The sequence below is a fragment of the Mesorhizobium sp. DxT genome (genome assembly GCF_058448885.1).
Window position 1 is genome coordinate 196,529 of sequence record NZ_JBZFLJ010000007.1, and the last position, 14,171, is coordinate 210,699.

Annotated in this window: 15 protein-coding genes; 7 read left to right on the forward strand and 8 right to left on the reverse strand. The window is 65.1% G+C overall.

What is annotated here, in order from left to right; all coding sequences use genetic code 11:
- Positions 1-19: 19 nt before the first annotated feature.
- From ACVJNE_RS15040 to ACVJNE_RS15050, 3 genes are all read left to right on the forward strand, one after another.
- A complete protein-coding gene (locus tag ACVJNE_RS15040; protein ID WP_499566997.1) occupies positions 20-970 on the forward strand; it encodes an AEC family transporter in 951 nt (316 codons plus the stop codon).
- Positions 971-1,055: 85 nt separating this feature from the next.
- A complete protein-coding gene (locus ACVJNE_RS15045) occupies positions 1,056-2,513 on the forward strand; it encodes an NAD-dependent succinate-semialdehyde dehydrogenase (RefSeq protein ID WP_499566804.1) in 1,458 nt (485 codons plus the stop codon).
- Positions 2,514-2,544: 31 nt separating this feature from the next.
- Positions 2,545-3,564 (forward strand): aldose epimerase family protein, encoded by a 1,020-nt coding sequence (locus ACVJNE_RS15050; RefSeq protein WP_499566806.1) that lies wholly within the window; start codon positions 2,545-2,547, stop codon positions 3,562-3,564.
- A gap of 1 nt (position 3,565) precedes the next feature.
- Here the strand turns inward: ACVJNE_RS15050 and ACVJNE_RS15055 are convergent, their stop codons facing one another.
- The gene (locus tag ACVJNE_RS15055; protein WP_499566808.1) at positions 3,566-4,483 is read right to left on the reverse strand and encodes a sugar kinase; all 918 of its coding nucleotides are present in this window, start codon (positions 4,481-4,483) and stop codon (positions 3,566-3,568) included.
- Between the two features lie 133 nt (positions 4,484-4,616).
- Between ACVJNE_RS15055 and ACVJNE_RS15060 the strand changes: the two genes are divergently transcribed.
- From ACVJNE_RS15060 to ACVJNE_RS15070, 3 genes are read left to right on the forward strand one after another with little or no spacing between them, the layout of a single operon-like run.
- Positions 4,617-5,048 carry a FixH family protein gene (locus tag ACVJNE_RS15060; RefSeq protein WP_499566810.1) on the forward strand — a complete coding sequence of 144 codons (432 nt, stop codon included), beginning with the start codon at positions 4,617-4,619 and terminating at the stop codon, positions 5,046-5,048.
- 8 nt (positions 5,049-5,056) lie between these two features.
- Entirely contained in the window at positions 5,057-6,280 is a 1,224-nt protein-coding gene (locus ACVJNE_RS15065) for a cytochrome-c peroxidase (protein WP_499566812.1), read from the forward strand.
- Between the two features lie 26 nt (positions 6,281-6,306).
- Positions 6,307-6,435: a hypothetical protein gene (locus ACVJNE_RS15070; RefSeq protein WP_280515724.1), complete on the forward strand. Its 129-nt coding sequence runs from the start codon at positions 6,307-6,309 to the stop codon at positions 6,433-6,435.
- Here ACVJNE_RS15070 and ACVJNE_RS15075 read toward each other — a convergent pair.
- Entirely contained in the window at positions 6,432-6,884 is a 453-nt protein-coding gene (locus tag ACVJNE_RS15075; RefSeq protein WP_499566814.1) for an Lrp/AsnC family transcriptional regulator, read from the reverse strand. The genes ACVJNE_RS15070 and ACVJNE_RS15075 overlap by 4 nt on opposite strands.
- 190 nt (positions 6,885-7,074) lie before the next feature.
- Between ACVJNE_RS15075 and putA the strand changes: the two genes are divergently transcribed.
- The gene (putA, locus tag ACVJNE_RS15080) at positions 7,075-10,629 is read left to right on the forward strand and encodes a bifunctional proline dehydrogenase/L-glutamate gamma-semialdehyde dehydrogenase PutA (protein WP_499566816.1); all 3,555 of its coding nucleotides are present in this window, start codon (positions 7,075-7,077) and stop codon (positions 10,627-10,629) included.
- A 3-nt stretch (positions 10,630-10,632) separates the two neighbouring features.
- On the opposite strand, the gene ACVJNE_RS15085 is transcribed toward putA, so the two are convergent.
- From ACVJNE_RS15085 to exbB, 6 genes are read right to left on the reverse strand one after another with little or no spacing between them, the layout of a single operon-like run.
- Positions 10,633-11,004 (reverse strand): bleomycin resistance protein, encoded by a 372-nt coding sequence (locus ACVJNE_RS15085; protein WP_499566818.1) that lies wholly within the window; start codon positions 11,002-11,004, stop codon positions 10,633-10,635.
- A 2-nt stretch (positions 11,005-11,006) separates the two neighbouring features.
- Positions 11,007-11,321 carry a heme-degrading protein HmuQ gene (gene hmuQ / locus ACVJNE_RS15090; protein ID WP_499566820.1) on the reverse strand — a complete coding sequence of 105 codons (315 nt, stop codon included), beginning with the start codon at positions 11,319-11,321 and terminating at the stop codon, positions 11,007-11,009.
- 34 nt (positions 11,322-11,355) lie between these two features.
- Positions 11,356-11,625, reverse strand: a complete 270-nt coding sequence (locus tag ACVJNE_RS15095; protein WP_499566822.1) for a hypothetical protein — start codon at positions 11,623-11,625, stop codon at positions 11,356-11,358.
- A gap of 9 nt (positions 11,626-11,634) precedes the next feature.
- Positions 11,635-12,744 carry a cell envelope integrity protein TolA gene (gene tolA, locus ACVJNE_RS15100; RefSeq protein ID WP_499566824.1) on the reverse strand — a complete coding sequence of 370 codons (1,110 nt, stop codon included), beginning with the start codon at positions 12,742-12,744 and terminating at the stop codon, positions 11,635-11,637.
- Positions 12,741-13,214 carry a TonB system transport protein ExbD gene (gene exbD, locus ACVJNE_RS15105; RefSeq protein WP_499566826.1) on the reverse strand — a complete coding sequence of 158 codons (474 nt, stop codon included), beginning with the start codon at positions 13,212-13,214 and terminating at the stop codon, positions 12,741-12,743. The genes tolA and exbD overlap by 4 nt, the downstream gene beginning before the upstream one ends.
- 14 nt (positions 13,215-13,228) lie before the next feature.
- Positions 13,229-14,167: a tonB-system energizer ExbB gene (gene exbB, locus ACVJNE_RS15110; RefSeq protein WP_499566828.1), complete on the reverse strand. Its 939-nt coding sequence runs from the start codon at positions 14,165-14,167 to the stop codon at positions 13,229-13,231.
- Between the last annotated feature and the right edge of the window lie 4 nt (positions 14,168-14,171).

The window sequence follows — 14,171 nt, forward strand, 5'->3', positions numbered from 1 at the left end:
ATTGCGCTACCGCGCGGGCATGTCCCCGGTGGTCGAAACCATTGCCTTCGTCTTCGGGCTGGTCGGGCTCGGCTATTGCGCGGGCTGGGCCGGTCTGCTGCGACCTCAGGTTGGTGATGCTCTGACCGACTTCGCCATCGTCGTGGCCGTGCCGGCTCTGCTGTTCCGCACCATGACCGGGGTCGATTTCCACGGAGCGGCGCCGTGGTCGCTGTGGCTTGCCTATTTTTCTTCGGTGCCGGTCGTGTGGATCGCGGGGCATATGGTCGCGACGCGGATATTCGGTCGCGACGCGGCCGCAGGTGTTGTCGCGGGCATAGCAGCCTCGTTCTCGAACCTGCTGCTTCTCGGCCTTCCATTCATGCAGGGTGTGTTCGGCCAACCCGGAATCGAGGTGCTGTCGCTCTTACTCTCCGTGCACCTGCCGATCATGATGGCCGCCTCGATCGTCATGTTCGAACTGGTGCGTCGCAAGGAAGGCAAGTCGTCCGACCCGCTCCGCGTTCTGCGCGACTTCCTGCGCAACCTTTTCACCAACCCGCTGATCATTGGCATTCTCGCCGGCCTTGCCTGGCGGATCACCGGCTTGCCGATGCCTTCATTGGGGATGCGATTCATCGATGCTTTCGCGGGCATCGCCGGCACGGTCGCGCTATTCGCGATGGGGCTCGGTCTGCGCAAGTTCGGCATTTCGGGCAACGTGAAGCCTGCGCTGGCGCTCTCGTTCCTGAAACTCATGCTTCTGCCCGGCGTCGTGCTGATCGCCGTGATTGTCATCGGTCTTCCGCCACTGCCAGCGCAGGTTCTGTTGGTTGCTGCCTCGATGCCGACCGGCGTCAATCCCTACCTCATCGCGACCCGGTTCGGCACCGGGCAGGTTCTGGCTTCGAACACCATGACCATTTCCACGGCCTGCGCGATCCTGACCACGGGGTTCTGGCTGACTGTCGCGCAGAGGTTTCTCGGGTGAAGCCTTGGCTTCGGCGCGGATGCGGCTAAGTCTGTTAGTGAATCAACGGGACGAGGCGCCGATGCGCCGCAAGGGAGAAAGCACCATGCTGCAGAAGACAAGCCATTTCATGCGCCAGGGCAACCTCATCGACGGCGAATGGGTGCAGGCCGATTCCGGTGCCGTCATCGACGTGATCAATCCCGCCACCGGCTTGAAGATCGGGACCGTGCCAAAGGCCGGTAAAGCAGAGACGCGCCGCGCCATCGAGGCCGCGGATGCCGCCTTCAAGTCGTTCCGGAAAACATCGGCGCTCGAGCGTTCCAAGATGCTGCGCAAGCTGCATGACGCGATCATGGACAACCAGGATGCGCTTGCCGAGCTGCTGACGATGGAGCAGGGCAAGTCGCTCGCCGAATCCAAGGGGGAGGTCGGCGCGTCCGCGGCCTATGTTCTGTGGTTCGCAGAGGAGGCGCGGCGGACATATGGCGACGTCGTGCCGAGCCCATGGGCGGACCGCCGGGTCATCGTCACCAAGGAGCCTGTCGGCGTCATTGCCGCGATCACGCCCTGGAACTTTCCGTCCTCGATGCTGGCACGCAAGATCGCACCGGCGATCGCGGCCGGTTGCACGGCTGTCGTGAAGCCCGCTTCCCAGACGCCGTATTCCGGGCTTGCCTGGGGTGCGCTGTGCGAGGAGGTCGGCATCCCCAAGGGCGTCGTCAACATCGTCACCGGCTCGGCTGGCGAAATCGGCGACGAAATCTGCTCTAACCCCCTCGTCAAGAAGATCACCTTCACGGGGTCGACCGAGGTCGGCAAGATCCTGATCGAGAAGTCGGCGTCGACCGTAAAGAAGGTCTCGATGGAGCTCGGCGGCAACGCGCCCTTCCTGATCTTCGACGATGCCGACATCGACCGCGCTGTCGAAGGGGCGGTCGTCGCCAAATATCGCAATTCCGGCCAGACCTGCGTCTGCACCAACCGCTTCTTCGTTCAGGCGGGCATCTACGACCGCTTCGTGGAGAAATTTGCCGATGCTTCGAAGAAGCTGAAGGTCGGGCCCGGACTTGAGGACGGAACCCAGCAGGGGCCATTGATCGACGACAAGGCGGTCGAGAAGGTCGAGGAATTCATCTCTGACGCCCAAGCCAAGGGCGGCAAGGTCGTGACCGGCGGCAAGCGGCATGAGCTTGGCGGCTCCTTCTTCCAGCCAACGGTTATCTCGGGAGCCACACCTGACATGAAGTTCATGAAGGAGGAGATTTTCGGCCCCGTGGCGCCGGTTTTCCGCTTCGAGACCGAGGAGGAGGCGGTGGCGCTCGCCAACGACACGGAGTTCGGCCTCGCCTGCTACTTCTACACCGGTGACCTTGGTCGCGCCTTCCGCGTGATGGAAGGGCTGAAATACGGGATGGTCGGAATAAACGAGGGCCTCATCACCACGCCGGAAGCGCCCTTCGGCGGCGTCAAGGAATCCGGCCTCGGCCGAGAAGGCGGCCATCAGGGCATCGAGGATTATCTCGACACCAAATATGTATGCATCGGCGGGCTTGGCCTTTAGCGGCCTTGGAATAAAGGCTGGCGGGGTGTCGATGGACATCGAGAATTTTGGCGAGACGAAGGACGGCGAACCGGTCCAACGCATCCGGATCGCCGGAGGCGGGCTTCGCGCCAGCATTCTAACCTATGGTGCGATTGTCCAGGATTTGCGTCTGGATGGTCATGACGCGCCGCTGGTGCTGGGTTTCGAGCGCCTGGACGATTATCTCGACCACTCGCTCTATTTCGGGGCAATCGTCGGCCGACAGGCAAACCGCATCGCGCGCGGCAAGTTTGCACTGGACGGCGAACGCTTCGAGACCGACCGCAACGACAACGGAAACACGCTGCATGGCGGTGGACGGGGGCTCGACAGGCGTGTGTGGCGGCTGGCCGGCCACGGCACCGATTTCGTAACCCTGACCATCGGCGATCCTGCCGGCGCAATGGGCTTTCCCGGCACGCTCGACGTGGCTTGCACGTATCGGCTGAAGCCGCCCGGCACCTTGTCCGTCGAGTTGACGGCGACCTGCGACCGGCCGACGCTCTGCAATCTCGCCCACCATTCCTATTTCAACCTGAACGATGGCGGCACCCGCCCGATCCACGACCATCGCCTCTCGATATCGGCTGAGGCCTATTTGCCGATCGACGAGCAATGTGTGCCGACGGGGGCTGTCCTGCCGGTCGAGGGTACGCCGTTCGATTTCGTGGTTCCGCGTACGATCCGCCAGACGACAGGGCAGGAAACGCGCTACGACCACAATTTCTGCCTTTCGGCCGCACCCCAACCATTCCGGCAGGTGGCGTGGGCGCAGGGCGAACGGTCTGGTGTCGAAATGGAGGTCTGGACGACCGAGGCGGGGCTGCAGTTCTTCAGCGGCCACTTCCCAGACAGGCAGGTTCCCGGCCTTGACGGCATCGTCTATCGCTCATTCGCGGGCTTCTGCCTGGAGCCGCAAGGATGGCCGGATGCGCCGAACCGGCCCTATTTCCCGCAGTCGGTGTTGCGGCCTGGGGAAGAATACCATCAGCGCAGCGAATTCCGCTTCAGCCTGCTGAGCGAGGTCTGACTCAGCCTGCGAACGCCTCGCGCAGGACTTCGACGGGCGCCAGTGCGCCGCGGACCTGAACGACTGCCGCGGCAACCCGATGAGCGCGGCTGGCCGCGTCAATGGGATCGTGGCCGAGCAGACGCGCGGCGAGATAGCCGCCGTTGAAAGAATCGCCCGCCCCGGTGGTGTCGACTGGGTTCGCGACGTGGGTGGCGGCGACGGTCGAGCTGTCGGTGCCGGTCACAACCAGCGCAGGCTCCGCTCCATCCTTGACCACGACTTCCTTCGGCCCCGCGTTTGCGATCCGCTCGGCGGTCGCTGCGAGGGCGGTATCGCCGTAGAGCGCCTGCTCGTCGGGAAAGGTCGGCAGAACAATATCGGCGACCGAAAGCGCTGCATCGATCGCCGTGCGTGCCGCTTCGGCCGACTGCCACAGGCGAGGTCGGTAATTGGGATCGAACGCGATCAGGCTGCCGGCGTCGCGCGCGGCCTCGATGGCTTGCAGGAGCGTTGCGCGCTGCGTGTCTTCCAGAATTGCCACGGTGATTCCGGAGAAGTAGACAAGTGATCGGTTTTCAAGGCTTTTCGACAGAAGAGCGGCGTCGTCGGCAAGGCGACGCGCGGCAGCGTCGGCGCGCCAGTATGTGAAGGATCGCTCGGCGCCGTCGAGGCTGATCGCATAGAGGCCGGGTCGCGCGCCGGGAATACGCGGGCTGGAGGCGGTACCGATGCCGTTTTCGGCGAAGAACGCCAGTTGTTGCGCGGAAAACGCGTCGTCGCCGAAAGCGCTGACGTAATCGGTCGTTCGGTTTTCAGGCAGCAAGGCGCGCATCGTCCAGATAACGTTGAACGTATCGCCGGAGTGCCCCATTCGCCAGTCGGCCCCGCTGCCGGTCAGCTCCAGCATGCATTCTCCGATCGACGCGATTCCGTTCATCCGCAGCTTCTCCTGTGGTTGGCGGCCACTGTCTAGCGGTGCGGTCGCAGGTGCGCAATGCACGACAGATTTGTGCTTGACCTTCCAGCAACGGGAAGCCCTAGCTCTAGCAAATCGAACCGGGAGACCTGCAATGAGGAAGTGGATAATCGCCGCCATAATTCTGGTGGTTCTGGCCGTGGCCGGGTTTTACGCCATGCGCATGATGTCGCCGCCGCCGGCCGATCTCGATGTGGCGCGTGAGAAGATGTCCGCTGCAGGAAAATACGCTGTTGCGATCGAGCCGGAGGCCGAGCCCATCCAGCAGGGCGCGCTGCACGGCTGGATCGTTACCGTGAAAACGCCGGACGGCGAACCTGTCTCGGATGCCGAAATCACCGTCGATGGTGGCATGCCGCAGCACGGGCATGGACTGCCTACCGTCCCTCAATCGACCGGGCATCTTGGCGAGGGGCGGTACCGCATTGAGGGCGTGCGATTCAACATGGGCGGCTGGTGGGTGCTGAAGTTCGCCATTTCCGCTCCTGCAGGCAACGACGAAGCCGAGTTCAACATCGTTCTGTGAGCTTGAAGATGCCGCGCGCCATATTCCTCATCCTGCTATCGGCGGCTTTGCTGAGCGGCTGCTCTGCCGAGCAGTTCTCGGAGGAGGAAAAACGCCTGATCGGCCAGTTGCGCCTGTCACAGCTTGGCCCCCTGCCGCCGGACCCGAGCAACGCGGTCGCAGATGATCCGGCTGCCGCGGCTTTTGGCGAGGCCCTATTCTTCGACACGCGGCTTTCGGGCGAAGGCACGGTTTCGTGCGCCACCTGCCATCTGCCGGACCGTCAGTTCCAGGACGACCTTGCGCTGGCACAGGGCGTGGGCGTCACTGACCGACGCACCATGCCGCTCGCGAACGTGTCGCACGGGCAATGGTTCTTCTGGGACGGGCGCAAGGACAGCCTTTGGGCGCAGGCGCTCGGCCCGCTCGAAGATGCGCGTGAGCACGCCGGCAACCGCACCGCCTTCGCCCATCTGGTCGCGGGACAGTATCGTCGGGACTACGAAGGCCTGTTCGGGCCGCTGCCGGACCTGTCGGCGCTGCCGGAGGATGCCTCGCCGCTCGGCACGGTGACACAGCAGGCGGCATGGGCGAAGATGGAAGATGAACAGCGCAGCCAGGTCGACGCCGTGTTCGCCAATATCGGCAAAGCCATAGCCGCCTTTCAGCGCACCATTGCACACGAGGAAACGCGTTTCGACCGCTTCGCCGAGGCGATCCTTGCGGGACGCAAGCCCGAGGGCGACGCGGCGTTCAATTCCCTGGAGATCGAAGGCCTGAAGCTCTTCATCGGCAAGGCCAACTGCGTGGATTGCCACAACGGTCCCCGCTTCACGGACGATTTCTTCCACAACACCGGCGTTGCGGCCGTACCCGGCCTGCCGAAGGACCAGGGCAGGGCGCAGGCGGTGGACAAGGTGCTTGCCGATCCGTTCAACTGCCTCGGCCCTTACAGCGATGCGGCAGGCGAGGGCTGCGACGAGCTGCGCTTCATGGTGCGCGACAGCCATGAGTTCGAGCGCGCTTTCAAGACGCCGTCGCTGCGCGGCGCGGCCTCGCGGCCGCCCTACATGCATTCGGGCCAGATCGCGACGCTTGAAGACGTCATCGACCACTATTCGCGAGCGCCGGAGGCGCCCGCCGGCCATAGCGAGTTGCGCGGCGTGATCTTCACCGATCGCGGCCGCGCGGCTCTCATTGCTTTCCTGAAGACACTTGATGGCCCGTTGTCAGTTGGAGGTGCGACGCGTTAAGCTCCCGGAATTCTGGGGGATATGTCATGCGATACGTTATCGTGATCATGACAGTGACGCTGTTCATCCTGTGGGAATCGATCTACGGCGACTGGATCGTCACCAGAACCGTGGTCGGCGAGATAAGCCGGGTGGTCGACAGGCTGGGGCTCTAGCGGTCCTTGACCGTTTCCATCGCCACATAGGTGGATGTCTGCGCGACATGGGGCAGGGCCGAGATGCGCTCGCCGAGCACGCGCCGGTAGGCCGCGATGTCCTTCGTGCGCACCTTGAGCAGATAGTCGAAGCTCGACGCGATCATGTGGCATTGCTCGATCTCCGGCACGGATAGAGCCGCCTTGTTGAAAGCATCGAGCGCGGCAGACCGGGTATCGGAAAGCTTGACCTGGACGAAGGCGATGTGGCCCTGGCCCATGCGCTCGCGATCGACGATTGCCGCGTAGCCCCGAATGAACCCGTCGCGCTCCAGCCGCCGCACGCGCGCCATCACCGGCGTCTTCGAAAGACCGACCTTGCGGCCGAGTTCTGCCATGGAAAGCCGTGCATCGCGCAACAGAGCCGCCACTATATTGCGATCGATGCGGTCCAGTTGATCTTCTGCCACGGCTCGTATGGTCCAATTGGTCCGAATTTCTGGCATTCATTAGACCGTGCCGCCTATGAAGTCGACAGGTTTGGTAAAGGCGGCTGGAGCAGGGCATGATATGTTCGCGCCATTCGCTCAACATCGTCTTCGGCGGTCCGCAATGTCATCGCATCAGCTTCAGAAACTTCGCGCAGCAATTCGTGCCCACATGCTTCCAGACGAGGAGGAGGCGCTGGCCCGTCTTGTCGCTCTTGCCGAGCTCGATCCCGACGCGCGTGCCGCGATCTCCGCGCGCGCGTCCGATCTCGTTCGGGCGGTGCGCGGTGCTTCCAGTCCGGAACTGATGGAAGTGTTCCTGTCAGAATACGGCCTCTCCACCAAGGAAGGCGTGGCGCTCATGTGCCTGGCCGAGGCCTTGCTGCGCGTTCCGGACGCCGAGACGATGGACGATCTGATCCGCGACAAGATCGCGCCGCATGACTGGTCTGCGCATTCGGGCGGGTCGAGTTCGATCTTCGTCAACGCCTCGACATGGGCTCTGATGCTCACCGGCCGTGTGCTGGAAGACGGCGAGGGCGGCATTGAGGGCACGCTGCGCTCTATGGTGCGGCGCCTGGGCGAACCGGTAATCCGTAAGGCGGTTTCAGCGGCCATGCGCGAAATGGGCGAGCAGTTTGTGCTGGGCCGGACCATTGACGAAGCGGTCAAGCGCGGGCGCGACTACACCCGCAAGGGCTACACCTATTCGTTCGATATGCTGGGCGAGGCCGCGCGCACCGAGGCCGACGCCTTGCGCTACCACCGTGCTTATGCGGCGGCGATCTCGGCTCTGAATGCGGGTGCGACCGATGCCGACATCGCGAAGAACCACGGCATTTCGGTCAAGCTTTCGGCCCTTCATCCGCGCTACGAGACCGGCCAGAAAGAAACGATGCTGCCCGTCATGGCAAAGCGCTTGTTTTCGCTTGCGCTGGCCGCGCGTCATGCGCGCATGGGGCTCAACATCGACGCCGAGGAAGCCGACAGGCTCGACCTGTCGCTCGACGTGATCGAGAAAGTACTTTCGGAGCCCGAGTTGGCCGGCTGGGACGGGTTCGGCGTCGTGGTACAGGCCTACGGGCCGCGCGCGCCATTCGTCATCGACTGGCTCCATGCGCTCGCGAAGCGGCTCGATCGCCGGATCATGGTGCGGCTGGTCAAGGGTGCCTACTGGGACACCGAGATCAAGCGTGCGCAGGTGCTGGGGCTTGCCGGCTATCCGGTATTCACGCGCAAGCCCAACACCGACGTCTCCTACATTGCCTGCGCCCGGAAGCTGCTCGGCATGACCGACCGCATCTATCCGCAGTTTGCCACGCACAACGCCCACACGGTTGCCGCGATCCTGCAGATGGCCGACGACAGGCAGGCGTTCGAGTTCCAGCGGCTGCACGGCATGGGCGAGGCCCTGCACGAGGCCGTGCGCAAGGCCGAAGGCACGCGCTGCCGGATTTACGCGCCGGTGGGCGCGCATTCCGACCTGCTTGCCTATCTGGTGCGCCGTTTGCTGGAGAACGGCGCCAACTCGTCCTTCGTGCACCAGATCGTCGACAAGCAGGTGGCGGCGGAAGAGATCGCCAGAGACCCGTTCGATGTGGTGGCGGCGCAAGGACCGGCCACCAACCCGGCGATCCCGCGCCCGGTCGACATCTTCGGCACACAAAGGCGCAATTCCAGGGGATGGGACATCACCGATCCGGTGACGCTCGCCGAGATTGCAGAGGCGCGCGCGAAGTTCGATGCGCCGCACCAGTGGCGCGCCGGCGTGGGCAGCAAGACGAGGGCAGTCGTCAACCCGTCTCGACCGACAGAGGTCGTCGGCGAGGTGGCCGAGGCGAGCAGCGCCGCGGTCGGCAAGGCCGTCCATGCCGCCGTAAAGGCGCAGCCCGGATGGGAGAAAACGCCGGTTGCCACGCGCGCGGCCGCGTTGCTGCGCGCCGCCGATCTCTACGAGGAGCATGCGGTCGAGTTCTTCGCGCTCTGCGCCCGCGAAGCAGGCAAGGTGCTTGCCGACGGCGTGGCCGAAGTGCGGGAGGCTGCCGATTTTCTGCGCTACTATGCCGGGCAGGCGGCGGAAGTCGAGCGCCACACGACGGCGCGCGGCGTGATTGCCTGCATCTCGCCGTGGAATTTTCCGCTGGCCATCTTCACCGGACAGATCGCGGCGGCGCTCGTCACCGGCAACACCGTCGTCGCAAAACCAGCCGAACAGACGCCGTTGATTGCCGCGCGGGCGGTGGAACTTCTGCACGAGGCAGGCATCCCGGAGGACGTGCTTCAACTGCTGCCGGGCGACGGTCCTTCCGTCGGCGGCCCGTTGACGGCGGATCCGCGCATCGCCGGCGTCTGCTTTACCGGCTCCACTGACGTGGCGCGGCTGATCGAGCGGCAGATCGCAGAGACGGCGGACCCCGATGCGATGCTGATCGCCGAGACGGGTGGTCTCAACGCGATGATCGTCGATTCCACCGCGCTGCCCGAGCAGGCGGTGCGCGACATCGTCGCCTCGGCCTTCCAGAGCGCCGGCCAGCGCTGTTCGGCGCTGCGCGTGCTCTATGTGCAGAAGGACGTCGAGGCGAAGGTGCTCGAGATGCTGACTGGTGCGATGCAGGCGCTGCGCCTGGGCGATCCGGCCCTGATCTCGACCGACGTCGGCCCTGTCATCGATGACGAGGCACGGGACAACCTGACCGGCTATTGCGTGCACATGGAGAAGAAGGGGCGTCTCGTCGCCCGGCTCGATACGCCGTCGGAGGGCCGCTTCGTGGCGCCACACATTTTCCGCGTCGACGGCATCGGCGAGATGGAGCGGGAGATGTTCGGTCCGATCCTGCATGTCGCGACCTTCGAGGCCGATGAGATCGACAAGATCATTTCCGACATCAACGCAAAGGGTTACGGGCTGACCTTCGGGCTGCACACGCGCATCGAGGCGCGGGTTCAGCATATCGTCGACGGCATCCATGCCGGCAATATATACGTGAACCGCAACCAGATCGGCGCGGTGGTCGGCTCGCAGCCTTTCGGCGGCGAGGGGCTGTCGGGCACGGGGCCTAAGGCCGGCGGCCCATCCTACCTGCGGCGGTTCCGCAAGGGCGAGGTGACGGCGCTGGCGCCGGCCGATGGCGACGTCGTGCCTGCGCGCACGCTGGCGGAGCACATGCCGGACGCCGTTCGCAGCGGCTGGTCGACACGGCTCGATCGGATCGGCGTGCTCAGGAAGCACCTGCGCGGCAAGGGCGCGGAGGCAATCGCGGCTGCGGCGGCGCTTGATTACGGCCCGGTGGACCTGCCGGGCCCGACCGGCGAAGCGAATACGCTGCTTCTGGTGCCGCGCGGGCGCACGCTGTGCCTCGGACCGGACCCTGAAACGGCTTTCGCGCAAGCGATCCAGGCATTGTCGGCGGGCAACGCCGTCCTTGCGGTGACGCCGGGCGCCCGCGCGGCGCTTTTGCCGCTGACCGGCAAGGGCATGCCCGTGGAGGCGATCGACGGCGTGGTGGACCCCGATGATCTGACCGGGCTCGGTGTGGAAGTGGTGGCGAGTTCCGCCGATGCGGACACGCTGCGTGCCATTCGCAAGGCGCTGGCGGCGCGCAAGGGCGCCATCGTCCGGCTCGTGGCGGCGGTGATCAACCCGACGGCCTATGTGCACGAACGCGCCGTGTGCGTGGACACCACGGCAGCCGGCGGCAATGCCAGCCTGCTGGCCGCTGCGGAGTAGGGCTCAGCCTGCTTCCGGGCGATGGCCGAAGCGCAGCAGGTTGCCTTGGGGATCGTGGATGTAGAACTCAACCATGCCCCATGGCCGCAGGGCCAGATCGCTGAGGCGCTCCACGCCGCGTTTGCGGTATTCGGCATGTAGATCGGCTATCTGCCCGCCACGTATGTAGCATGACGAAACTTCCGGCAGCTTCGGGTCGTTGCAGAGCCAGAAGTGCAGTTCCATCTCGTCGCGGCGCACGATCAGGTGATTGGCCGATTCCGGTCCTATGACGGTGAAGCCGAGACGATCGCGGTAGAATGACCGCGTAACGCCCATATCCACCGATGGCAGGATCGGGATGGCGCGAGCGAAATCCGCGGCATCCTTGCTCATCTTCAGGCGCCTTCCACCACTGTGAAGCCTTCGAACTGAGGGTGGCCGAGATAAACGGGCTTATGGTCGCCGGCGTTGCGGTGCGCGTCGCGGAAGTTCTGCGACTTCGTCCAGGCCTGGAAGTCATCGTAGCTTTCCCAGACGGTGTGCGAGGCAAACAGCGTATAGCCTTCTTCCTCGTTCACCGGACCGCGCAGCAGGTGGAACTCGCGGAAACCCTTCATCTCGTTGAGCTTCGAGTCGCGGTTCTTCCAGATGGTCTCGAAATCCTCTTCCGACCCGTTCTTCACCTTGAAGCGGTTCATGGCGATGTACATGACGTTCTTCCTTTCATGATGGCCGTATTGCCGGCTAGCTGTTCGAAGTCTTCCTTTGCGCGACCGCGGCCGCCTGCCGGCGCGGTGTGAAGTCAATCACGTTGCCCGGCAGGAATACCGGTCTCACCGGCGACGGCCCGGGCCCGGCCTGGGTGAACGCGCCTTCGCGAACGGTGTGAAGCTCGACCACGTCCGGATCGGCCTCGAAGGCCAGCGCGCGCTGCTCGAGCAGTTCAAGCAGCCTGGGATGCAACCCGTCGCCGCGCGCTGCGGCGAGCTTATGAAAATTGAGGAAGCCGGACATCGTCCAATCTCAACGGGTGAAGGCCAGTGGCAGGTTGAAAGGCCAGCTCGACCGGCCTGCGGCATCCGGAATCGGCGGGAAGGGTGCGGCGCGGCGAACCGTGTCGAGCGCAGCCTTGTCGAGGTTCGGCGAGCCGGAACTACGCGCGATGCGTACGCCGCTCACGCTACCTGATCGGCTGACGGTAAAGCTCACCAGGACTTCGCCACGGTCGCGTCCACGTGGCGAGCGGACGGCGCGGCGCAGTTTGCGCGCGACCTGGCCCGGATAGTTGGACACCGCTGCATTGCCCTCTGCAGACCGACGCTGGTTGCCGGCGGACTCGCTGGCTGCGCGACCCTGGGCAGATCCCCGTTCCGAGCCTTTCCTGGCGTTTGCCTGGGCGTTGCCCTGGGAGCCGGCGGCCGGCCGCTTGGCCTGCTGCGTCGGCTTCTCGCGTTTTGGCCGTTCCGTGCGCTGACGCTCCACCCTCGGTGGCGGGGGCGTGTAGTCGGGACGGGGCGTCGGCAGCGGCGCGCGCATCAGGGCGGCGAGTTGCTCGTTTTCCTCGACGGGTTCGACTGTCTCGACTTCCACTGGGTTGGCTGTCAGAACGTCGACCGTGGTTTCACGCTCCGTCGGCGGCAGCGCTGCGATCGCCACCTCGGATTGCGCTTCCGCCAGTTGGGCAGCAGGTGAGGGCACGGCTTCTGCGCGAACCGGCTCCTGCTGCTCTACTTCCGTGGTCTTCTGGCGCGGCGTCTCTTCCACAGGTTCGGTTCGTTCCACCGGCGTGGTTTCGACCGGACGCGCGGTCTCGACCGGCTCCGCTTCTTCGACCTCCACTGCATCTGTCGGGACGGCTTCTGCTTCCGTCGGCTCGACCGGCTCCGCCGCTTCGATCGCCTGGCCGGCGGCGAGCATGTCGACTTCCGAAAAACCAAGTGCTGCAAGGTCGACTTCGATCGCCGTCGAACCGGCGATCTGAATGGGTTCCGGGGGCGGCTCGCGCATGACCCACCATGCCGCTGTGGCATGGGCGGTCAGCATCACGAGCGCGGCCAGTGTCCATAGAACGACCTGGCCCGGCGTCGTGCGGGCGAGCTGCCGCGACCAGGCGATGTCGGCGCGGGGACTCATGGTTGCGCTTCACCTGACGGTTCGACGGCGGTCGCCGCGGCACCGCCGGGTGCGGCGTCGAGGCCCACCAGCGCGATCTTGGTGTAGCCCGCCATGCGCACCAGGTTCATCACGGTCATCAGGTCACCATAGGCAACCGCCTTGTCGGCACGCAGGAACACGCGCGCCTCCTTGTCGCCATCGGTGCTGCGCTCGAGAGCGGCGGCGAGTTGCTCGTGATTCACTGCATCGTCGCCCACGGAAACGGTCAGGTCTTCCTGCACCGTCACGTAGAGCGGCTCGTCCGGGCGTGGTTGCGCCTGGGCGTTTGAGGCCGGCAGATCGACATTGATGTCGACGGTCGCCAGGGGGGCGGCCACCATGAAGATGATGAGCAGCACCAGCATCACGTCGATGAACGGGGTGACGTTGATCTCGTGGCTTTCGACGAGATCGTCGCTCTCGGTATTGCTGTTGAGGCTGCCGGCCATCGTTTCGCTCCGCCTTATTCTGCGGCCTGCGCGCGCGCCGCGCCATGCCCGCCCGCAAGCGCGCGGCGGTCGATGTCGCGGCTGACGAGACGCTCCACCGCTGCCGAGGCGTCCGCCAGCAGCAGCCTGTATCCAGCGATGGCGCGCGCGAACACGTTGTAGATGACGACGGCGGGGATGGCCGCGACAAGGCCAAGCGCGGTCGCCAGCAGCGCCTCGGCGATACCGGGCGCGACAATGGCGAGGTTGGTTGTCTGCGCCTGCGAGATGCCGATGAACGAATTCATGATGCCCCATACGGTTCCGAACAGGCCGACGAAGGGCGCTGTCGAACCGATGGTTGCGAGAACGCCGGTGCCGCGCGTCATGCGACGGGCGGCCTGCGCCTCGATGCGGCCGAGGTGCGACGCGACGCGCTCCTTTAGGCCGGCTGCGTTGCCGTCGTGCTGCGGTCCCGAGAGGGCTGCTTCATGACCTGCCGCGCGCACCAGCAAGGTCGCGGGGCCGCTGCCCACGCCCTCCATCGCCAACCCGGCCTCCTCTAGGCTCTTGGCCGCGATGATCCGCTCCAGCGCCTGGGAGACGCGACGCTTGGCGGCCGCGAGCTCGAGCGACTTGGCAAGCCAGACGGTCCACGTCACCAGCGATGCGAAAGCCAGCCCTATCATGACGCCCTTGACCACCCAGTCCGCGGCCATGAACATGCCCCAAGGCGAAAGATCATGCGGCAGGGTCGAGACCTGAGTGCCTTCCGCCGCCTCGCCGCTTGGCTCCGCAACGGGGGCTGCTTCCGCATCGGGTTCGACAACCGGCGTGACGGTTTCCGGTGCCTGGGCCGGCTCCGTGACGGGGGTGTCGCTCGATTGAGCGAAAGTGGCTGACACCGGCGCCACGGCGACGAAGGCCGAGACCAGCAGGATCGCGACGGAGCGGGCGAGGGGGGATAGGGTCATCACT